Origin of the sequence: Frankia gtarii, from assembly GCF_025403375.1 — a bacterium.
Taxonomy (GTDB): Bacteria; Actinomycetota; Actinomycetes; order Frankiales; family Frankiaceae; genus Frankia; species Frankia gtarii.
Window position 1 is genome coordinate 1 of sequence record NZ_JAMPTM010000115.1, and the last position, 19,478, is coordinate 19,478.

At 70.1% G+C, this 19,478-nt stretch carries 24 protein-coding genes; 14 read left to right on the forward strand and 10 right to left on the reverse strand.

What is annotated here, in order from left to right:
* The coding region (locus NBZ83_RS17335) for an NHL repeat-containing protein (RefSeq protein WP_498041060.1) at positions 1-1,299 on the reverse strand (1,299 nt) is incomplete at its 3' end.
* 51 nt (positions 1,300-1,350) lie between these two features.
* Complete coding sequence (locus NBZ83_RS17340) at positions 1,351-2,328, reverse strand: TIGR03564 family F420-dependent LLM class oxidoreductase (protein ID WP_261575385.1); 978 nt, start codon at positions 2,326-2,328, stop codon at positions 1,351-1,353.
* A gap of 47 nt (positions 2,329-2,375) precedes the next feature.
* Between NBZ83_RS17340 and NBZ83_RS17345 the strand changes: the two genes are divergently transcribed.
* The gene (locus NBZ83_RS17345; RefSeq protein ID WP_261575386.1) at positions 2,376-3,161 is read left to right on the forward strand and encodes an MmyB family transcriptional regulator; all 786 of its coding nucleotides are present in this window, start codon (positions 2,376-2,378) and stop codon (positions 3,159-3,161) included.
* 65 nt (positions 3,162-3,226) lie between these two features.
* Here the strand turns inward: NBZ83_RS17345 and NBZ83_RS17350 are convergent, their stop codons facing one another.
* The gene (locus NBZ83_RS17350) at positions 3,227-3,976 is read right to left on the reverse strand and encodes an enoyl-CoA hydratase-related protein (RefSeq protein ID WP_261575388.1); all 750 of its coding nucleotides are present in this window, start codon (positions 3,974-3,976) and stop codon (positions 3,227-3,229) included.
* A gap of 263 nt (positions 3,977-4,239) precedes the next feature.
* Here NBZ83_RS17350 and NBZ83_RS17355 point away from each other — a divergent pair, with 263 nt between their 5' ends.
* Complete coding sequence (locus tag NBZ83_RS17355; protein ID WP_261575389.1) at positions 4,240-5,061, forward strand: SDR family NAD(P)-dependent oxidoreductase; 822 nt, start codon at positions 4,240-4,242, stop codon at positions 5,059-5,061.
* A 48-nt stretch (positions 5,062-5,109) separates the two neighbouring features.
* Here NBZ83_RS17355 and NBZ83_RS17360 read toward each other — a convergent pair whose 3' ends face one another.
* On the reverse strand, positions 5,110-6,195 hold the full coding sequence (locus NBZ83_RS17360; RefSeq protein ID WP_261575390.1) for an NAD(P)/FAD-dependent oxidoreductase: 1,086 nt from the start codon (positions 6,193-6,195) through the stop codon (positions 5,110-5,112).
* 384 nt (positions 6,196-6,579) lie between these two features.
* Positions 6,580-7,026, reverse strand: coding sequence for a MarR family winged helix-turn-helix transcriptional regulator (locus tag NBZ83_RS17365; protein WP_261568740.1), 447 nt, complete (start codon positions 7,024-7,026; stop codon positions 6,580-6,582).
* 628 nt (positions 7,027-7,654) lie between these two features.
* Here NBZ83_RS17365 and NBZ83_RS17370 point away from each other — a divergent pair.
* The 5 genes from NBZ83_RS17370 to NBZ83_RS17390 all read left to right on the forward strand — a co-directional run bounded on the left by NBZ83_RS17370 (position 7,655) and on the right by NBZ83_RS17390 (position 10,927).
* A complete protein-coding gene (locus NBZ83_RS17370) occupies positions 7,655-7,852 on the forward strand; it encodes a hypothetical protein (RefSeq protein ID WP_261568741.1) in 198 nt (65 codons plus the stop codon).
* A 272-nt stretch (positions 7,853-8,124) separates the two neighbouring features.
* Positions 8,125-8,994 carry a sulfurtransferase gene (locus tag NBZ83_RS17375; protein ID WP_261575391.1) on the forward strand — a complete coding sequence of 290 codons (870 nt, stop codon included), beginning with the start codon at positions 8,125-8,127 and terminating at the stop codon, positions 8,992-8,994.
* A gap of 90 nt (positions 8,995-9,084) precedes the next feature.
* A complete protein-coding gene (locus NBZ83_RS17380) occupies positions 9,085-9,627 on the forward strand; it encodes a nuclear transport factor 2 family protein (RefSeq protein WP_261575392.1) in 543 nt (180 codons plus the stop codon).
* Between the two features lie 41 nt (positions 9,628-9,668).
* Entirely contained in the window at positions 9,669-10,184 is a 516-nt protein-coding gene (locus NBZ83_RS17385; protein ID WP_261568744.1) for a nuclear transport factor 2 family protein, read from the forward strand.
* Between the two features lie 92 nt (positions 10,185-10,276).
* Positions 10,277-10,927, forward strand: a complete 651-nt coding sequence (locus NBZ83_RS17390) for a TetR/AcrR family transcriptional regulator (protein WP_261575393.1) — start codon at positions 10,277-10,279, stop codon at positions 10,925-10,927.
* Here NBZ83_RS17390 and NBZ83_RS34350 read toward each other — a convergent pair.
* Positions 10,909-11,085 (reverse strand): hypothetical protein, encoded by a 177-nt coding sequence (locus NBZ83_RS34350; protein WP_438803221.1) that lies wholly within the window; start codon positions 11,083-11,085, stop codon positions 10,909-10,911. The genes NBZ83_RS17390 and NBZ83_RS34350 overlap by 19 nt on opposite strands.
* Here NBZ83_RS34350 and NBZ83_RS17395 point away from each other — a divergent pair.
* Entirely contained in the window at positions 11,029-11,271 is a 243-nt protein-coding gene (locus tag NBZ83_RS17395) for an ABC transporter ATP-binding protein (RefSeq protein ID WP_438803220.1), read from the forward strand. The genes NBZ83_RS34350 and NBZ83_RS17395 overlap by 57 nt on opposite strands.
* 164 nt (positions 11,272-11,435) lie before the next feature.
* Complete coding sequence (locus NBZ83_RS17400) at positions 11,436-11,615, forward strand: hypothetical protein (protein ID WP_261568746.1); 180 nt, start codon at positions 11,436-11,438, stop codon at positions 11,613-11,615.
* A 17-nt stretch (positions 11,616-11,632) separates the two neighbouring features.
* Here NBZ83_RS17400 and NBZ83_RS17405 read toward each other — a convergent pair whose 3' ends face one another.
* Complete coding sequence (locus NBZ83_RS17405) at positions 11,633-12,547, reverse strand: class II aldolase/adducin family protein (RefSeq protein WP_261568747.1); 915 nt, start codon at positions 12,545-12,547, stop codon at positions 11,633-11,635.
* 626 nt (positions 12,548-13,173) lie between these two features.
* Between NBZ83_RS17405 and NBZ83_RS17410 the strand changes: the two genes are divergently transcribed.
* Positions 13,174-13,950, forward strand: coding sequence for an SDR family NAD(P)-dependent oxidoreductase (locus tag NBZ83_RS17410; RefSeq protein WP_261568748.1), 777 nt, complete (start codon positions 13,174-13,176; stop codon positions 13,948-13,950).
* 143 nt (positions 13,951-14,093) lie between these two features.
* Positions 14,094-14,957 carry a TauD/TfdA dioxygenase family protein gene (locus NBZ83_RS17415; RefSeq protein WP_261568749.1) on the forward strand — a complete coding sequence of 288 codons (864 nt, stop codon included), beginning with the start codon at positions 14,094-14,096 and terminating at the stop codon, positions 14,955-14,957.
* A gap of 176 nt (positions 14,958-15,133) precedes the next feature.
* Here the strand turns inward: NBZ83_RS17415 and NBZ83_RS17420 are convergent, their stop codons facing one another.
* Positions 15,134-15,556, reverse strand: a complete 423-nt coding sequence (locus tag NBZ83_RS17420) for a TOBE domain-containing protein (protein WP_261568750.1) — start codon at positions 15,554-15,556, stop codon at positions 15,134-15,136.
* Between the two features lie 377 nt (positions 15,557-15,933).
* Entirely contained in the window at positions 15,934-16,311 is a 378-nt protein-coding gene (locus NBZ83_RS17425) for a hypothetical protein (RefSeq protein ID WP_261568751.1), read from the reverse strand.
* A gap of 529 nt (positions 16,312-16,840) precedes the next feature.
* On the opposite strand from NBZ83_RS17425, the gene NBZ83_RS17430 reads away from it, so the two are divergent.
* Both NBZ83_RS17430 and NBZ83_RS17435 read left to right on the forward strand, forming a co-directional pair.
* Positions 16,841-17,080, forward strand: coding sequence for a hypothetical protein (locus NBZ83_RS17430; protein ID WP_261568752.1), 240 nt, complete (start codon positions 16,841-16,843; stop codon positions 17,078-17,080).
* 221 nt (positions 17,081-17,301) lie between these two features.
* A complete protein-coding gene (locus NBZ83_RS17435; protein WP_261568753.1) occupies positions 17,302-18,000 on the forward strand; it encodes an enoyl-CoA hydratase/isomerase family protein in 699 nt (232 codons plus the stop codon).
* Between the two features lie 152 nt (positions 18,001-18,152).
* Here NBZ83_RS17435 and NBZ83_RS17445 read toward each other — a convergent pair whose 3' ends face one another.
* Complete coding sequence (locus tag NBZ83_RS17445) at positions 18,153-18,344, reverse strand: hypothetical protein (RefSeq protein WP_261575394.1); 192 nt, start codon at positions 18,342-18,344, stop codon at positions 18,153-18,155.
* Positions 18,345-18,960: 616 nt separating this feature from the next.
* On the opposite strand from NBZ83_RS17445, the gene NBZ83_RS17450 reads away from it, so the two are divergent.
* The coding region (locus tag NBZ83_RS17450; RefSeq protein ID WP_261575395.1) for an FAD-dependent oxidoreductase at positions 18,961-19,478 on the forward strand (518 nt) is incomplete at its 3' end.

Genomic DNA, 19,478 nt, shown 5'->3' on the forward strand with positions numbered 1-19,478 from the left:
GGGTGGGACCCGCGCCGGTGGTGTCGAGGGCCGGGGCTCGGTGGGTGGCCGCGCCGCCGGCACCTGCGTCGCCGGTGGGCGCGACGGCGGTACGCGGGGCACAACGGCGTGCGGCGCGTTCGTGGTGGTCTGCGGCGGCTGGGGGAGATGGGCATCGGCGCTGTGGGCCGGCTCCGGGACACCCGGGGTGTACTTGTCCACCGAGCGCCGCCGGCCGTCCGGCCCCACCGCGACAGCCTGGGAGCCGTCCGCATTATTGATCCATACCGAGCCGCTACGAACGAACAGGGTCAGGACCCCGGCGCCGCCCGCGATCCGGATCGGTTCCTCGAATCGCTGGCGGTCGCGGTCGTAGACCAGGACCTGTCCGGTGCCGTTGTCGGGTACGTACACTCGGCCGCCCGCGATCACCGGGGCGCCCAGCCGGCTGGCCGCCGACCGCCCGGCCACCTGCACGGTGCGCACGGCCCGCGGGCCGGACCCGGCCGCGAGGTCGACGAGGAACATGACGTCGGTGCCGTCGACGAGCACGGGCACCACCCGGCCTTCCAGTGATGGTGCGACCAGTAGCCGGCGGCCCTGGCCGGCGGGGGCTGGCAGCGTGATCGGCGTGGCCGGGCCTTTGGCTGTCACGGGGATCAGCGCGGGCGCTGTGCCGTCGACTGCTACCGGTTGGCCGCCGGCGATGGTCATCGTCAGCGCGCCGCCCGGCTTACCGACCCGGATCCGGGCGGTGATTCTGCCGTCGCGGATCGCGATCATTTCGCCGTTGCGGGCGACGGACAGCCACAGGGTGTCGTCGTCGGTGATTCCGGCGCCGGTGACCGGTGCTTTCACGTCGAGTGGTGTTCCGATGACGTAGAGGGTTTTCGGGTTGATCCGCATGACGGTGCCGGTGGCGTCCTCGACGAGGTAGGCGGTGGCGCCGTGCGCGACGACCCGGTACGAACCGCGACCATACGTATGGAACTCCAACCCCATCCCGGCTGGGTCGATTCTGCTGACCGCACCGGTGTCTCGGTCGGAGACCAGCACGGAGACACCGTCCTGGCTGAGCTCGACCTGGTGTCCTCGGGTGTCTGGCACGGGGACGTTGAAGTCGGGCCGTCCGGACGGTCCGTTGATGTGGGTGGCCCACCCCTTCGCCGTGCTCCACAGCCACGCACCACTGTCCGTGACGGGCAGAAAGGCCGAGCCCGCGCTGGTCCCCACCACGCCCACCAGCGTCGCGACCGCCATCGTCAGCGCGAGCCCGACCGAGATCGAACCGGCGGAGCGGACGCCGATCTGCCTGCGCACTGCTCTGAGTCACCGCCTGGGCCGGCTGGGTCGGGTTGCTGCCGCTTCAGGTTAGTGATCCCGAGTCCCGTGCGGGGCGGTACCCGGCGCCGCGGCCGCCGAAGTCGGATATCCGACGGCGCCGAGCAGGCGCAGGGTTCGCGCGCGTTCCTCGGCCGTGCCGACCAGGCTGACCAGCACATCGGTGGCGCCGAGCGCAGAGTAGGCGGACAGCTGGTCGCCGACTGCGTCCTCGTCACCCACGACGGCGATGGCGCCCGGCTCGGTGAAGCCATCGCGGTCCAGGGCCGCGCGGTAGGAGGGCAGCTCGGCGTATCCGGCGTACTCGGCGCTGAGTTCGGCGCGGATGCGGTCCGGCGTGGCCGTCACCGCCACCGGCAGCCCGACGACGACCCGGGGTGTCGGCCGGCCGGCCTCCCGGGCGGCCGCGCCGATCGACGGCACCACATGGTCACCGATGGTGCGGGGTCCGGCGAGGAAGGTGATGGTGCCGTCCGTTCGTTCCCCGGCCAGCCTGAGCATCGTCGGGCCGAGGGCGCCGAGCAGCACCGGCACACGGACGGTCGCGCCGGGCACGGCGCTGGCGGCGGGGTCGGAGCCAGGCCCGGTGGCGCCGGGGACCTGGTGTCCGTCGAGGATCGGCAGCAGGGTGTCGAGGTGGGCGCGGAGCGCGGCGACGGGTCGGTGGAACGGTTGACCGTAGATTTCCAGCAGGCCGGGGTGGCTGACGCCGAGTCCGAGGGTGAACCGCCCGTGCGCCGCGGCCTGCGCCGTCAGTGCCTGCCCGGCGAGCACCCGGGGCTGGCGCGGCTGGACGACGACGACGGAGGTGCCCAGCTCGATGCCCGGCACCTCCCGGGCCAGCGCGGTCAGCACGCCGATGGCGTCATAGCCGTAACCCTGCGGCAGCCAGGCGGTGGGCACCCCGGCGGCGGCCACCTCCCGGGCGACCGTGACAAGGTCGTCGATGAGGTTGCCGGAACCGGGAGTGCCGAGGCCGGCGGCGAGGTTGACACCGATACGGATCATGGCGTCCAGAGTGGCCGGAAGCCGGTATGCGAACCAGGAGCCTGCTTATGGTGCCAGTGGAAGTGACACCCAGGGCTGGCGCCGCGGCGGCGGCTCGGCGCAGGGAGCTCGGGGCGTGCCTGCGGGCGTATCGCAGGCTGGTCGAACCGGCCAGCGTCGGGCTGCCCGACGGTGGACGTCGGCGTAGCCGGGGGTTGCGGCGGGAAGAACTCGCGTCCCTGTCCGGCGTCAGCCTGACCTGGTACACCGGGCTGGAGCAGGGCCGGGCGGCGGCGTCGGCGCAGGTCCTCGACGCCGTCGGCCGGGTGCTACGGCTCGACGAGGTGGGCCGGCGGCACCTGCGCCGGCTTTCGGCGCCCGAATCGCCGGCGGTCGCCCCGCGCGGTGAGTACCTGCGCGGGCTGGGCGGCCTGCTGGACAGTTGGCCGGCCAGCCCGGCCGCGCTGCTCGACCACCGCCTCGACCTCGTCGCCACCAACGCGGCCTGGACCCGGGTCTGGGGTGACCCCGGCGGGTACGAACCGACGCGCCGCCACGTGCTCTGGCTGCTCGCCGCCGCCTCGGCGCCGGCCGAGCTGCTGCTGGCGGTCGCGCGGCAGTTCCGCATGGCTGCCGACCTGCACGCCGGTGACCCGCGGATCGGTGAGATCGGCGCGTTGCTGCGCGCGGACCACCCGGCTCTGGGACTGGTGTGGGACTGCCGGGGAGTCGGCGCGTTCGGGCACCCGACGATCGACCTGGCGGGCGGGCCCGCGACGGCGCATCTGCTGCATCCCACCGGCCAGACCGAGATCGCCATCCTCGTCGCCGCGTCCCCGCGCCGCGGAGCCTGAGCCGACACCATGATCGCCGGCCCGCGGCTCGGACGCGACGTAGGTGCCCGTCGGTGGGCTGTGCCTCAGCGGCCGACCCAGTTGGGGGTCCGCTTCTCGGCGAAGGCACGGGCCCCCTCGCGCGCATCCTCGCTGGCGAAGACCGGCGCCACCGTTTCGGCGATGGTGTCCCAGTCGCCCACCGGAAGCTCCTCCACGATCAGCTTCTTCGTGACGCTGACGGCCAGCGGGCCGTTCGCCGCGATCTGCCCGGCCAGCTCCAACGCGGTGTCCAGCACGTCGGCGGCCGGGACGACCCGGTTGACCAGGCCCATTTCACGGACCCGATCGGCGCTGACGAGGGCTCCGGTCAGGCCGAGTTCCAGGGCGAGCGCCAGCGGGATGCGCTGTGCCAGCCGGGTGCCGCCACCCGCCGCGATCAGGCCGCGGCTGACCTCGGGGAGCCCGAACTTCGCGGTGTCGGAGGCGACGAGCAGATCGCAGGCCAGCGCCAACTCGAAGCCGCCGCCGACCGCGGCGCCATTGATCGCGCCGATCACGGGCTTGGGGAAGACCCGGCGGGTGAAGATGTCGAGACCCGGCCCGGGGACGTCGAGGCCGCCCTCGGCGAGGAACGCCTTCAGATCCATGCCGGCGCAGAAGATCCGGTCGCCGGCCGCGGTGAGTACGACGGCGCGTACCTCGGGGTCGGCCTCGGCCGCCTGGAAGGCGTACCCGATCCCGGACATGGTCGGGCCGTCCAGGGAGTTGGCGGCCTTCGGCCGGTTGATCGTCACGATGGTGACGGGCCCGCGCCGTTCGACGTCGACCGACATGGCAGATCCTTTGGCGAGGTGGGAGCCCCGCGCGAGGGCGGCACGGGGGTGGGGCGCAGCGGTGGCACGAGGCCGGTGCGGGCCTCCGACAAGGAGATTTCCGGAGATTGACGGCATCGTCAAGTTGGTCCGTCGACGTGATGGTGGAGCACGGGCGACGTGGGTCGCCCGGGTGGGTGCCACGCGAGCAGGGCGGCCTTGCGTTTCGCGGCGGTGGTGGCCCCGTGCCTGCATCGCCGGGTGCACCTGGAGAGGGGATCTGGATGAGGACGATGGTGATCACGGGCGGGACCGACGGCATCGGTCGGGCACTCGCGGACGTCCATCTGCGCCGAGGCGAGGCCGTGCTCGTCGTGGGGCAGAGCGCCGAGAAGGGGGAGCGGTTCCTCGACGTCGCGCGTGATCTCGGTGCCGGCGATCGGGCCCACTTCGTGCGCGCGGATCTGAGCCTGGTCAGTGAGAACATCCGGCTGCTCGAGGAGATCGCCGGGATCTTTCCCGCCGTCGACGTCCTGGTGCTGGGTGCGCGCTACCACCGGTCGGTGCGGACGGAGACAGCCGAGGGCCTGGAGAGCAACTTCGCGCTGTTCTACCTGAGCCGCTTCCTGCTCAGCCACGGGCTGGTGCCGTCGCTGGAACGCGCCGAGCTGCCAATCGTTCTCAACATTGCCGGACCGGGCGGGACGGGCCCGATTCAGTGGAACGACCTGCAGCTGCGCCGGCACTACGTCGGGACGGGGGCGCTGGGCCACGGCGGTCGGCTCAACGACCTGCTCGGGGCCGGGTTCGCCGAGGTGCATCCGGACAGCCCGATCAGGTACATCCTGTTCCACCCGGGCGTCGTGTCGACGAGTTTCTCCGGGGAGTACGACCGGGCCACCGCCGCGGCGGTCGCGGGTCTTAAGGTGTCCGGGAAGACGGTGGCGCAGAGCATCGGGCAGCTTCTGCCCCGCCTGGACCGTCCGCCCGCCGAGCGGCTGAGCGCGTTCGTGGAGGGCCGGCGCATCGACGTCGACACCCCCTTGTTCGACCGTGGCGAGGCCGCCCGGCTCCACGAGATCACCGAGAAACTGCTCGCCACCTGATCCTCGGGTGACGGCGCGTGGCGATGGTGCGTGGAGATGGCTCGCCGGTCAGGTGAGGTTGAACAGTTCGAGGTAGGACTCGACCCGCATCGTGGTCCCCTTGAGCCGGGAGGTCTGCTCGGCGCCCAGGACGCCGACGGACGGGGCGTAGGACGCACCGCCCCGCGGGCCGAGGGGCAGCGAGATCCCGGGCGGGCCGGGCTCGTAGCCGACCAGCTCGCCGCCGCCTTCGATCAGGGTGCGGATGTTGGCGGCCGCCACCTCGGCGTGCTTCTCCGCGGCCCTGGCCATCTTCGGCTCCGGGATCGCGGTGATGTCACCGATCGCGAACACGTGTGGGTGCCCGGGCAGGTTCAGTCCGGCGGTGACGCCGAGATGGCCGTTCGGCAACCGGGAGGAAGCCAGCTCCTCGGCCAGATAGTCGGTGGCCGGCACGACGCCGTAGCAACGAAACCAGATGTCCGCCGTGATCGATGTCCCCGCATCCGTGCTGACGGTGAAGGTCTTCGCCGTTCCCGGCTCGACGGGTGGCTCCTCGTTCAGCGTGCTGCCCAGGAGCAGGGTGACGCCCAGGGCGTCGAGCTGGTCGCGCAGTTCGGCGCGGAACTCGTCGGGCAGGCCGTTTCCGGCGACGATGTCGGCCGCGGGGTCCACGATCGTCACCGACTTGTCCGGCCACGCCGAGGTGATCTCGCCGGCGAGTTCCAGCCCGGCGGGACCGGCCCCGAGCAGGAGCACGTTGTTCGCGGCGGCCAGTGCTTCGTGGGTGGCGAGGATCTTCTCCCGTGCCTGCGTGCTGTCGGTCGTGTCGATCTTGGCCGGGAACGGATACGCGGAGCCCGTCGCCAGCACGAGGAAGTCGGCCTCGATCCGGCGGCCGGAGCCGAGCGTGACGCCCGCGGTGTCCACCCGCGCGGCATGATCGCGTACCACGCGGCCGTGGGTGAGTAGTCGGTCGTAGGGGAAGAACAGCTGGTCGAGCCAGCCAGGCTCGACCAGCCCGCGCAGGGCGGCGACGTTGTGCACGAAGGCGTCCCGAGGCTCGATCAGGACGACGTCGGCGACGCCGTCCAACGCCTTGGCGGCGGTGATGCCGCCGTACCCGCCGCCGACGACCGCCACGGTCTTCGCCATGAGTCTCCAAGTTTGTAGTACGGATAGTTTGTCTTAAAGACCAATCTACCACGGTCGGATGAGCAGTCGGGGGACTGGGAGTCTTCTCGTCGGCCGGAGGTTCGGGCCCCCGGAGGTTCGGGCCACCGGAGGGGTCGTCACCGTCGGGTGCACGGCCTTGCCCGCCCGGGGTGGAGTGGGTTGCGGTGCGCTGTGCGCGGTCCGAGCCCCCGGACTGTGCGTAGGGCACCGCAATGCTCCCCGCGTACCGCAGCTGGGGCTGGGGCTGGGGCCGCTACGGGCGAACGTTCGGGACCAGAGGTTCGACAGGGGCGGGGGCGCAATAGCAGGATCGCCGCGTCCGTTGCCGACCGTCAGGTGGCTACGGCCCCGGGTGGAGAGGACCTAGGAGGCGAGAGCGCCGAAGACGTCGGGAACGCCCTCGTCGACCACGATGCCGGTGGCGATGCGGGTCAGATGGTCGCGGTCGGCGGCCGGGACGTGGGCGACGAGGTCGGTCAGCCGCTGGCTGATCTCGTCGTAGAAGGCGTCGGTGATCCGCTTGCCGTCCGGGGTGAGGGAGACGGTGATGGCGCGTCGATCGGTCGCCGACATGGCGCGGCTGAGGTAGCCGCGGCGCTCCACCCGCTCAACCAGGCCGGTGACGCTGGACTTGTCCAGCCGCAGCATCCCGCTGACCTCACCCATGCCGCGTGGCTGGTCCTTGAGGACGCACATCAGCTGGGCTTGCGGCACGGACACCCCGTGCTCGGCGCAGACATCGGCGTAGATCGAGTTGACCAGGTAGGACAGCCGCACCAGGGCCACTGGTGGCTGGAATGTCGTGCCCACCGCGGATCTTCACCCCTCCCGACGCTGTGCCACCACTCTACCGCCACAGGTTTGCATTGCCGACCATTTTTATTTGTAATACGTACTATTCGTGCTACTGGCAATGTCAACTCCAGCTTCGGCCCAGCGGTCCACTGTCCGTGTGGGGGTTCGACGTGAGCGCGGCCCCGCCCGCCCCGCCGGCTTCCGTCGCTGCGCTGGTCGTGGACCCGGCGCACCGGGTCCACGTGCCCGCTGGCCGGGATCGTCGCGATCGCCTGCACGGCGCGGCTCATGGTGGTGTTGGAGGTCGAACCCTCCCGATCCACCGAGCCGCCCAGGCTCGGCGATCGTCAGCTTGACCGGCTGTGTCTGGAGCCGGCCCAAGGTTCGGCAGCCAGGTCCAGATCGCTGTTTCGGCTTGGCCCGCTGGCGGTGGACGAGCCTGATGTCCGGCTCGACGAGCTCCAGGCCGGCGAAGAACTGTGCGACCTCGGCGCGGGAGGGAGCGCCTCGCTCCCGTCGTCGTGAACTCTTCGGCAGTCAATACTGAACTCTAAAGACCAGATTGATGGACCATATGGTAGCTTCCTAAGCACTCAGGAACATCTTGCTTGTTCATCGACTCCGACCTGGCTGGAGCGATCTGATGACAGGGGTCCTCGAAAACCGGCGGATGGCGGGCACCTCCGAGGGCGGATTTCGGCACGCCTGCGTCGCCGTCGCCGTCGCGGCGGTGGCCATGATCGCTACTGCGTCGGTCATCCTCGGGAAACCCGCACCGCAGCCCGAGGCCGAACCTGAGCGGGTGTCCGAGCCGGTGGCCTCCGGAGTTGAAGGTGCGTGATGTCATGGCCCCGGAGGGCGAGTTGGACGGGTCTGTCGGGACGCCGGAGTGGTGGTTGCCGATTTTTTTGGCGCCAGGGCGTGAACGGATTTCCCTGAGCGAGGTGTGCCGCCGGTACGGCGTTTCGCGCAAGAGTGCGGCTTCGACACGCCTGGGACGACAGCCGCGAGGGCTCGGCGGTCATCGCGGCCGCGTTAGCGCGGTGGTCGTGTGGACATCCGGGTCGGCAAACATCCATCGAACTGATTCTGGCCATCTGGAGGAATGAGACCGTGTCTACGGATTTCCCTGCGCTGGTGACCGTCGACTGGCTACATGACCATTTGAAGGACCCCGCGTTGCGGGTGCTGGACGCGACCGCATGGCTGCGGCTTTCCGACGGCGGTAACGTCAGCTTCGACAGTGGCCGCGACAACTGGGCAGCAGGTCACATCCCGAACGCGGGATTCGCCGATCTGATCGACGATCTGTCGGCGCCGGACTCACCGATGCTGTTCACCGCGCCCAGTGCCCCCCGGTTCGCCGCAGCCATGTCACGCCTGGGCGTCGGCCCTGGCACGCATGTCATCGCCTACGACGCCGAGTCCGGCATGTGGGCGACACGCCTGTGGTGGCTGCTGCGGCTGTTCGGATTCGACGCGGTGAGTGTTCTCGACGGTGGTCTGACCGCCTGGCGCGCCGCGGACCTGCCCCTGACCGTCGACCTGCCGTCGTCGGGTACCGCCCCGCCCTTCACCGCCACGCTTCGCCCCGACCTGCTCGTCACCACGGCGCAGGTCCACCGGCGGTTGCAGGACCCCCCCGGCTGGCTGGTCAACGCGCTGCCCGAAGAGATCTTCCGCGGTGGCGGACCGCAGACCGCCGCGCGACCGGGTCGTATTCCCGGCAGTCTCGGCGTGCCGGCCAGCGATCTCATCGATCCGGCCACCCACCGGTTCCGCCCGGCCGAACAACTACGGGCCAGGTTCACGGCTGCCGGCGTCACCGCCGACGCTCGGCTGGTGACCTACTGTGGTGGCGGCATCGCAGCGACCTTCGACGCCTTCGCGCTGGCCCTGCTCGGCCATCACGACGTGGCCGTCTACGACGGCTCGATCATCGAATGGGCTGCGCAGGCCGACCTGCCGATGGAGATCGGCTAGTCCGCTGTACATCCAGCAGCCCAGTCACACCGCAGCCCAGTCACACCCACCGTCGGTACCGAGCCGCCATCGCCGAAGGGCCACCCAACCGTGACAACCCATGACGTCGTCGCGCCCGACAACACGGCCACTCTCGACAGCACGGCCACCCGCCTCGCCCGACTGGAAGCCGAGCGGGACATCCAGCACACCTTCGCCCGCTCCTTCCGGCTCGTCGACACCCGTGAGTACGAGCGCATCGCCGCCGAATGCCTCACTCCCGACGCGGACCTCGAGTACCACATCCCCGCGCCGCACCGGCTGCGTGGCCGCGACGAGTTCACCCGGCACATGCTCACCGAGGTCGCGCCGCGCTCCCAGATGGTTGCGCACGTACCCGGACTCGCCGTCGTCGACTGGGACAGCAGCGGCCAGCCCCACCTGTCGGCCTACACCACTGCCTGGCACTGGTACACCACCCAGGCCCACCGCGGCGAGCTGCGCCCCGCCGACTGGACCACCATCGGCCTGGTCGAGGACACCTATCGCCGCCACGACGGCCGCTGGCTCATCACCCGTCGACGCGTCACCCCTGTGGCCGGGCTGGTCGCCGCCGGCTCACCTCCGCCGCTCAGCCCCGCCCACACCCGCTGACTCACCGCCACCGCCGGCACCTAGACCAGGAGTCGAACACGTTGACGACCATTCTCGACCGCCTCGACGCCGAGCGCGCCATCCGGCACACCCACTTCCGCTTCTTCGTGCTCTCCGACGCCGGCCGGTACGAACTGATCGGCCCGCACTGCTTCACCCCGGACGCCGACATCGAATACCGGATCATGCCCGGCCCGCCGCAGCGCTTCGCCGGCCGCGACGAGTTCGTCGCCTTCATGCTGCCAAGCCGGCCACCCGCCGCCGTGCGCTACCGGCTCACCGGGCCCGCCGTCGCCCATGCCAGCGCGCCGCCCGACATCGACTGGAGCACCGGTCAACCCCGGCTCACCGGCCACGCCACCGTCTGGCACTGGCCCGCCACCCAAACCCCCGCCGGGCAGCACCGACCGGCGGACTGGACCACCATCGGTCTCATCGAGGACACCTACCGGCAGCATGACGGGCAGTGGCTCATCGCCCGCCGCCTCATCACCCCTGCCGCTGGCCTCGTCGCGACCGGCGCCGCCCCGGGAGCCGGCCGACCCACATCCCGATGACCCTCGCCGAAGGTGTCTCAGGCGCCGTGAGTGCGGACGGCGCGAACATCACCGGGTTCAGCGGCGCGCAGGGCCGACGTTACGATGACGTGATGAGCGCACTGCAGGCGCCAGCCGGCCGGACACCGTCGCGCGGGCGCATCGACAAGCGGCAGGCGATCCTGGAGGCCGCCTTCACCGTGTTCTCCTGCAGGGGCTACGAGCAGACCAGCGTGAAGGAGATCGCCGACGAGGCGAACGTCGCCAAGACGACTGTCTACAGCCATCTGGAGGACAAGGAGAACCTGTTCCGGCAGACGATGGCGGCCACTGCCGAGATGGTGCTGGCCGAGAACCTCGCCGCCGTCGATCGGCTGCGCACCCCCGGGGACGACCTGCGCGCCGTACTGGAGGATGTCGCACACGAGATGCTGCGGTTGTGCTGCGACCCCCGTTCCAGGGCGCTGCGATGGCTGACCTACTCCCAGGTCGCCCGCTTCCCCGACCTGATCGACACCGTCCAGGGACGCACCTCCGTTCAGCTCGGCGAGGCGCTCGCGGACCGGATCGCCCGGCTTTCGCTGACGGGCCAGATCCGCCACTGCGACCCGGCCCAGGCCGCGGAGCAGTTCCTCGCGCTGCTCATCGGTCCGGTGGAGACGAGGTCGCGGATGGGGACTCGCGAGGTTCCCGTCGACGAAATACACGCTGTGTCGTGGGCCGCGGTGGACACCTTCATCCGGGCCTACGCGACGGTGTCCTGAGAACGGGGCGCTGAGGAACCGCCGCCGGCGGCCCCGGGCTCAGCTATCTTTTCATCTCGCACGACCTCGCGGTTGTCCGCCAGATCGCCCACCAGGTTGGCGTGCTGCATCACGGCCGGCTCGTCGAGACCGGCAGTACCGAACAGGTCCTGGCCCACCCGAAGCACCCCTACACCCAGGACCTGCTCGCCGCAGTCCTGGAAATGCGAGGTGCGGTGGTGCCACCCGCGGAGTCTCCTCGTCCGGATAGCCCGGCTCGGATAGGACGGATGTCCCGGCCGGGTTCCAGCCGGCGCGCTGTCGCTGAGATCGAACAGGATGAAGGCGGCTTTTCGCCATTGTGAGCGCAGCCCACGGGTGGTGCTTCCGCTCCGACGCGCACTGGACATCACCGCCGGTCAGCCGCGGCAAGGTGCAGCGGCGGCCGTGGCCGCGGGTGCGGCCGACGTAGGAATCCCCTGGCTGCCCTCCGTGGGCCGGGTCGGCCTCGACGGCGCCCGCCGGCGCGGTGACCGACAGCGTCACGCAGGTGATCGACCAGCTTCTGGAGATCGTGGCGGTCGGTTTCACCGCGCTGCTGCTCGCCGTGCCCATCGTCGCCGAGCAGGAGGTGTTGGCCCGCGAGGTCATCCCGGTCGTCCGCGGCGAGGTCGCCTCCCGAGGACTGCCGCCGACGCACGCCGGCTGACCGCGAGTGCATACGTCTCAGGTGAGCAGATCGGGCTGCTCCGAAACGATGATCTCATAGAGCGCGTCGAAGGCCCAGCGGTCCCATTGATCGCTCTGCGCCGCCTGGCCGGCGGTGAAGCTGGCGGTCTCGTGGTCCAGCAGGCGCAGCGGCCCGGCCGCCGCCGCGATGAGCTGGGTCCTGGCCGCCCGCTCGGCGGCGATGTACCGGTAGGCCGCCGCCTCCACGCTGGGGCCGACGGTGAGCAGGCCGTGGTTGCGCAGGATCGCCAGCTTGTGGGGGCCGAGTGTGGTGGCGATTTTCCGGCCTTCGTCCTCGCTCAGCACGACCCCGTTGTACTCGTCGTAGACCACATGCTGCTGGTAGAAGGTGCAGGAGTCCTGGGAGATCGGATGCAGCGGCACTCCGAGTGCGGACAGCGCCCGGCCGTACGGCGAGTGGGTGTGCGCGGCGCCGACCACGTCCGGGCGGGCGGCGTGGATCTGCGAGTGGATCGCGAACGCCGCGGTGTTCAACGGCGGCTGCCCCGCCACGATCTTGCCCTTCGCGTTGACCAGAAGCAGGTTGGACACGGTGATGCGGCTGAAGTCGAGGCCGAATCGGTTCACCCAGAAATGGTCGGTCAGCTCGGGGTCGCGGGCGGTGATGTGGCCGGACAGGCCCTCGGCGAGACCGAACTTGGCGAAGATCCGGTACGCCGCCGCGAGCTTGCGCTTGCGGTGCAGCCGCTCCTCGGAGACGGTGCGGACCGGCACCGGACGGGGCCATTGCCCGCCCTCGGCGGGGGCGACCAGGCCGGGCCCGGGGCTCGTTCGCCGGCCGTCGGGCGCCGCACCGTCGGACGCCGCACCGCGGGGTGCCGTGGCGTCGGACGTCCCAGTTACCGGGGCTGTCGGGGCTGTCGGGGCTGAATTGTGGGTGGAGAGCGTCATGTTGGCGTGGTCCTTCCATGCGGCCGGGCACCCGCCCGGTCAACGGTGTATCACCATCGGTCCGTTTACCGTTATGTGACGCATGTCACCTCATTCCTGCACTTGACCGATCGACAATGTGGGGTCATGTTGGGGGTGTGTTGACGATCGCCTATCTGACCAGGCGCGAGCACATCGACCTGCTGCGAGTCATTTCCGCGAGCTGTCCGGAGCGCCGCGGCTGACGCCGATCCCCAATGCTCCGTCAGTTCAACCGCCCGGTAGCCCATCGTCGTCCCGGCAGCTTTGCCTCGGCGGTTCCGCCGCGCGGGGGAAGGTCCGCCTGCGCTCGGCGCCAGGGCGGGCTGCTGCACCTGGTCGGCGTGCCGGGCCCGCCTGGTATTCCCGTCGCCGGCCCGTCCCCGTCCTGGTGCCTGCCTGCGGTCCGGATACCCACCTACCTCGCCGGTTCCCGCCTACGGTTCCAGGTGTCCGGCTGCGGCCCGATGGCGTGCGCCGCATCCGAGCGGCCCGACCCTGGCATCGGGCAGCCGGCTTTACCCGAACCTCGCCGCAACTGTGAAACGGCCAGGCGACCAGGCAACGGCCAGACGGCCAGACGGCCAGACGATGGACAGGGAGCACGAGTGGATCTGCAGCTTGCGGGACGACGGGCGATCATCACCGGTGGCAGCCGCGGCATCGGGCGGGCAATCGCCCGCGCGCTGCTCGGCGAGGGAGTTCAGGTCGTCATCGCGGCCCGGGACGCCGAGGTGCTGAAGGCGGCTGCCGCCGAACTGTCCGCCGTGGGCGGTGCGACGGTGATCCCGGTGGTCACCGACACCGCCAGCGATGCCTCCGTCCAGGCCCTGGTCGACAGCGCCGTCGCCGAACTCGGTGGCGTCGACATCCTGGTCAACAACGCGGCCCGACCCGGCGGCGCCGGCGGACCCGGGGGCGTCGGCGCCCTGTCCACCGCGGACGCCGCCGCCGACTTCAACGTCAAGGTGCTCGGCTACCTGCGCGCCGCGCAGGCGGTCACGCCGCACTTCGTCGCGCAACGCTGGGGTCGGATCATCAACATCGGCGGTCTGGCGGCCCGCCAGGTCGGCCTCGCCTCCGGTTCCATCCGCAACGTCGGCGTCGCCGCTCTCACCAAGACCCTGGCCGACGAGCTGGGCCCGCACGGCGTGACCGTCAACGTGGTGCACCCGGGGCTGACGCTGACCGGCGACCACGGCGGGAGTGTCGTTCTCTCCGCCGAGCAGATCTCCGCCGCCGCGGCGCGCATCTCCATCGGGCGGGCCGTCACCGCCGACGAGGTCGCCGCGGTCGTTACCTTCCTCGCCTCCCCGCTGGCGGTCGCCGTGACCGGGGAGTCGATCGCCGCCGGCGGCGGCACCGCGGGCCCCATCCACTACTGACCGGCATCACCCGACTGACCGGCATCACCCGACTGACCGGCATCACCCGACTGACCGGCATCACCCGACTGACCGGCATCACCCGACTGACCGGCATCACCCGACCCGGACCCACCTGCGTTACCCGATCGAAGGGACAGACCATGACCACTGTTGTGGAGGCATCCGTCCAGTCGCCGCTGGCCGTCCGGCCACTGCAGCCCACCATCGGCGCTGAGATCGACGGCGTCGATCTCAGCCAGCCGCTGCCGCCCGCCGTGCGCGACGAGATCAGGGCGACCGTGCTGAAGTACAAGGTCGTGTTCTTCCGGGACCAGGACCTGACCCAGGAAGGGCACGAGAACTTCGCCGGACAGTTCGGTCCCCTGTACTCGCACCCGGGCGCGGAAAAGGCCGATGCCCGCACCACCGCGATCCACCGCATCTCCTCCGCCGACTTCGACAAGGTCGCGAAGGTGCACACCCCGCAGGCCGACGACGACATCTGGGACCCGTACCACACCGACACGAGCTGGCGGCTCGTCCCGACCTGGGGCGCGGTGCTGCGGGCGGTGCAGCTGCCCGAGGTCGGCGGCGACACCATCTGGGTCGACGCGGCGCTGGCGTACCAGGGGTTGGCCGACGAGGTGAAGGAGCGGCTCGAGGGCCGCCACGTCACCCACGACTTCCGGGCCGCGCTGCACGCCTACGGACATGACTATCCAGTGGTCGCGCATCCGGTCGTCCGGATCCACCGGGAGACCGGTGAGAAGATCGTGTGGGTGAACTTCACCCAGCGCCCGACGATCATCGGGCTCGACCGCGCCGAAAGCAGGGAGCTGCTGACCGCCGTCATCGACCAGTACCGCAAGCCGGAGAACCAGGTGCGCTTCACCTGGCGGCCGGGTTCGGTGGCGTTCTGGGACAACCGGGCGGCCGTGCACTACGCGGTCCGCAACTACGGAACGACGCCGCGCCTGCTGGAACGCATCCTCATCGCCGACGAGCCGCTTTACGCCGACCTGTGAACCGCTGCCCGCCGGCGGTGAGCACACTGGTCGTTCGCTGCGGCCGGTAGGTCAGACAGCGGAGATGGTGCCGCCGTCGACGAGATGGTCGGCGTCGTTCCGCTGCTGGTGGTCGGGACTGCCGCCTGGCGGCGGCCCCGACCACGATGTCGGGGGCACGAGCGGGTGCCGGCCTGTCAGCCTGCCGCGAGGGCCACTTCCGTCGACTTGATCAGGGCGGTGACCGGGGAACCCTCGGCGAGACCGAGATCGGTGGCGGCGGCCAGCGTGATCGCCGAGGTGAGCTCGCCGCCGCTGTCGAGGGTGATGTGCGCGACCGCCATCGCGCCGCCGGTCTCGAGGCTGGAGACCGTGCCGCGGAGCTGGTTGCGGATGCTCAGACCGTCCAGGCTTCCGGTGGACAGCGCCACCTCGGTGGACTTGACCAGGATCTCGACGGTGCTCCCCACCGACAGGCCGAGCTCCTTGATCGCATCCAGGGTCACGGCGGCGGTGACGTTCTGCCCGCCGGCCAGAGTGATCAGTACGGTGCTCATCACCGCACCTTCGGTGATGTCGGTGATGGTTCCGGTCAGTTGGTTACGTATGGTCAGGCTCATTGGATCCGCCTCTCGTCCGGTCGTCACAAGGTGTGTTCCTTCAGTTCTACCCGTCCTTCCGCGGTGTACGTCCGCTCCGATCACGACGTGAGCTCCGCACGTACTGAAAGGCCGCCGCGGAAATCACCGTGGATGCGTCGCAGCTTTGCTGCCGGACTGCGTATCCACGTGGTTGCGCCAGTGTGACGGATCCCACGTCGGAGGGCGGCCTCGAGCGTCCGGGATGCCCGATGGGCTGCCGTTGCAGGCATCCGTCCGCCGGCGTCGGCTGCCTGCCGGCACGGGAGATCCAGGTAAATCGGCGGCTTGACTTGTATTTGTGGCCGGGTGTCGCCAAAGCAGCGGACTCTCGGTGCTGCCAATCAATGTCGTGTATTTTATGGTGAGCGCGAGGAGATCTGCGATCGACGGATTCTGCTGTCTACGGTGGTAGAAGGATCGGCGAAATCATGGGCTGCGTCAGTGCCCGCCCCCGCCCGGACAATCCCGCGCCCGCGGCGACCTGTTTGTTTCCGCTGGCGGGGGAGTCCCCGGTCGGTGCCGTGATCGCGCCACCCGGAGCATCGGGTCACCACGCTGTCGACGTGCGGGCAGATGTGCTGGTATCCGCCGTGCCGAAGGCTCACTTCGAGATCGTCGAGGACCTCACGCGGGTATTCGACGGCGCCGCCCAGCAGCTCGAGGTGGAAATCGTCGTCGTCGGCCGGGGAGAGGTAGGCCAGCGCAAGGTCGCCGTACGGCCATTCCCGCAGCACCCGGAAGTCCACCTTCTTGAGGTACCAGGCCTTCGCGGCGGCGAAGTCCGCTCCGGTGGGCCGTCCGGCTGCCGGGCAGGTCCATGGGGAGCCAACCGCGTCCCGCCGCCGTTGTGGGCGTCCGGCGTGGCATCGTTGTCGGGTTCCACCAGACCTGGGTCTGGTGGAACCAGGCTCGTTCCCGCCCAGGCGGAGTCCTGGGCGGTGCCTGCTCGGCCGGCCGGCCGTCTCCGCCTGGTCTGACTGTTGTCACACCCGGCCGGCTGACGGTCGGCCAATCCCTGCGCACGAACAGTCTGACGCCTCTCACACCCTCCTCGGACTTCCCGTTGTGCGCGATTCTTGAGGGTGAGGCCAGTGGGGCACATCGCCCAGGAATCGCACGCCCGGACCGGAGTGGATATGGCGAAGACATACAGACCCACCGCCATCGGTGAATTGGCACTCGGTGCCCTTGGTGACGTCGGACCGGTCCGTTGCCGGCCGGCCCGCGGGTCTGGCCCGACGTGTCCTTCGGACCGGGGCTGACATGGCCGCATCGACACCGCACAACCGGCCATCCCGGGAGAATCCGCGCCGCGCCTCGGCCGCGTTGCGCGTTGCGCGATCCGGACCCGACACGTACGCGGTCGTGTTCCTCGACGACGCCGGCTCCCCTGGTTCGGTCGTCGCGACGTTTCCCGGGCCGATGTCCGCCGAGATGTACGGCAAGATTGTCGGAGGTCGTTTCCGGGTCGTCCGGATGAGCCCGGCACGCTACACGCACTGATGCTCTCGGGCTGCCGGCCTGTCCGACATGTCGGGCTTTCACGGGTTCGCGCGGTTGCCTGACCCCGGTTTTGCCACGCCGAGTCGTCTCCTTCGGTGTCGGCCCAGCAGCTCACCCGCAATTTGCGGATTTCGGGAGGCGGTCCGATGATGGAGTGCCGGGCGGCGACCTGCGGGAAGGAATGGCAGGGCGGATAGATTGGTCGAAAGGGGGCGGCGGGGATGCGTACGGAAACCGGTCCGAAGCTGCGTCGGGACGGAGACCTGCTCATTCTGGATCTAGGCTCCGACGAGAACTTTTTCGACTCGGACCGAGTTCTTCGGATCAACGCCATCCTCGACGAGGTGGAGCAGGCCCCGCCGCCTCGCGCCCTCATCACGACCGGCTCCGGACGCCACTGGTGCGACGGAACAAGTCTCGGCTGGTTGTTCAGCATAAGCCAAGTAGAACTGGACTTCTTTGCCGCGGAGGTACTCCGCCTGTACGCCAGATTTCTCCTTCTTCCCATGGTTTCGGTTGCCGCGATCCAGGGGCATGCCTTTGCCAACGGGGTCCTGCTGGCGTTGTCGCACGACTATCGCGTGATGCAGACCGGGCGGGGTTACATGTGTCTTCCCAACGTCGACTCCGGGTACTTTCTGACCCGGGGGGAGGTTGCGCTGCTGCGGGCGAAGGCTTCCCGGGCCGCGGCGCTGGAGATGATTACCACCGGTCGACGGTACGACGCGGCCGCCGCCGCGACGATCGGGCTGATCGATATCGTGACCGTCGACGAACCGGTCCTGGCGGCTGCCGCCGCGTTCGCACGCCCGCTGTCGCGCAAGGACGGAACCGTGATCGCGGCCTCGAAGAGGCTCCTCTACGACGACGCGGTCAGCGCGTTGTGCGGGGCGCGAGCGGCCTTCACGATCGACCGCTGACCCGGTCACGCCCAGCGTGCGACCCGGAGCCGCTGCCCGGACGAGGGCCCCGGTCCGACCACGGCCCGCGGCGCGACGACGCGACGGCGCGACGGCGGTACAACCGGGCACACCTCGACGTCAGGATCTCGGCGATGTCCCCGACAAGGTCGTCATCGGCTTCGGCAGGGTCGGCGACCGGCAGCCGTCGACCCTGCCGAGGCCGTGGTCGGCCGATCGGGTCCGCCGGTGAGGATCAGCCCGCCGACCTTGCGGGCGAGGACCGGGAGCAGGCCGTCCGCGTACCAGCGCCGTGCGGTGTTGTACCCGACGCCCCGCGATGCGGTCCACCCCTTGAGGTCCACGACCAACATCATAGTCACTTTCGGTGACCAGTGGTCGCTATCGGGCCCCATGCGGCCAGCAGTTGTCAACCCCCCACGTATGCCCAGTTCGCCCGTCGTCTGTCGAGGGTGGGAGCCGTCCTCGCGCGCTAATGACGTAACTGGTCCGTCGTCTGCCAGCCGCACCGCCCGTGCAGGCCGCACCGCTGGGAGGGCATCCGACCCGTGATCTTCCTTGTCCTCGTGTCGCCTTTCGCCCTGATGTTGATGATGTTGGCGATGCACGCGATCGAAGCCAGGCTGACCTCGACAGCCACCGCAGGCCCGATGGCGGCCCCCGGCCGAGCACTTCCTGGCGCCGGCACGGCGCTGTTCCTTGAGGGCGGGCCCGTACCCTAGCCGGGCTCGGTACCCGGCGGCGACATCATCGCGATCAGGAATCCTCGCAGGTTCGCGGAGGACTTCCCTCTGGCACCGAGTGCCACTAGGGTTCTGGCTGTTCGGCGCCGGAGAAGTGGATCCGGTGCCGCTGGCTGCGGGGCGTGCCTGTCCGCATGGGTCCTCCGGGGGTCGTGCCGTTGCCCCACATTCATTGTCGGCGGGCGGCGCCCCCATGGTTTTGGAGGTTTTTCGCGGTATGGACAGGATCGTGATCGTGGGTGCGGGGTTGGCTGGTGGACGGGTGGCGGTGGAGCTGCGGGCGGCGGGGTTCACGGGCGGCATCGTGCTGTTGGGTGCGGAGGAGCATCTGCCATACGACCGTCCGCCGTTGTCGAAGGGGGTGTTGTCGGGCCGGGTCGAGGAGACCACGCTGCCGTTGGATCTCGACGGCGTGGAGGTTCGGCTTGGCCAGCAGGCGGTCGGGTTGCGGCCCGGGGCGGTGGAGACGGACGCGGGCCCCGTCTCCTACGACGGGCTGGTGATCGCGACGGGGGCGACGCCGGTGAGATTGCCGGGCGAGGGGCCGCAGCGGGTGCTGCGGACGATTGACGATGCGCGGAGGCTGCGGGATGCGTTGAAGCCCGGGGTGCGGCTGGTGGTGGTGGGTGCGGGGTGGATCGGTGCCGAGGTGGCGACGGCGGCGGCGAAGATCGGTGCTGTGGTGACGGTGGTGGAGGCGGCGGACTCGCCGTTGCAGGTGGCGTTGGGTGGTGA